This window comes from Campylobacter concisus (assembly GCF_002913545.1).
Taxonomy (GTDB): Bacteria; Campylobacterota; Campylobacteria; order Campylobacterales; family Campylobacteraceae; genus Campylobacter_A; species Campylobacter_A concisus_AV.
In genome coordinates, this window is sequence record NZ_PPBR01000043.1 from 1 (window position 1) to 629 (window position 629).

The 629-nt window shown below is 42.1% G+C and carries 1 protein-coding gene; it reads left to right on the top strand.

Annotation, left to right across the window (positions count from 1 at the left end; all coding sequences use genetic code 11):
• Positions 1-629 (top strand): L-seryl-tRNA(Sec) selenium transferase (selA, locus tag CYP05_RS03195; RefSeq protein WP_103641971.1); only part of this gene is annotated, 629 nt, incomplete at both ends.

Consider the following 629-nt stretch of genomic DNA (forward strand, 5'->3'; position numbering starts at 1 on the left):
TCACTATGCTTGCAAGGCAAATTTTAGATGAGGTTAGAGCTAAAATTTTAAATGAAAATGCAAGCTTTGAGAGCGAAGAGATAATAAATTTGATCCTAGATGAGTATGATAAATTTAACGAAGCAAGCCTTCAAAGAGTGCTAAATTTAACCGGTGTCACCATACATACAAACCTCGCTAGAAGCGTTATCGATAAAGAAATTTTAAAGCGGGCAACGCCTGTTATCACAGGATACTCAAACTTAGAGTACAACCTAAAAACGGGCAGCCGCGGCAACAGATATGACTACGTTGGCTCGCTAATAGCAAGAGCATTTGGCTTTGAAGACGCCATCGTTGTAAATAACAACGCAAGTGCTGTATTTTTAGTGCTAAATACCTTTGCAAAGGGCAGGGAGGTGGTCGTTAGCAGAGGCGAGCTAGTCGAGATCGGCGGTAGTTTTAGAGTGCCAGAAGTGATGGCAAATGCAGGTTGTATCTTAAAAGAGGTTGGCACTACAAACAAGACTAGGCTAAAAGACTACGAAGAGGCGATCAGCGATGAGACAGCGATGCTTGTAAAGGTTCATAGACCAAATTTTGACATCGTTGGCTTTAGCGAAGAGACCACGGAAAATGAGCTAAGCGAG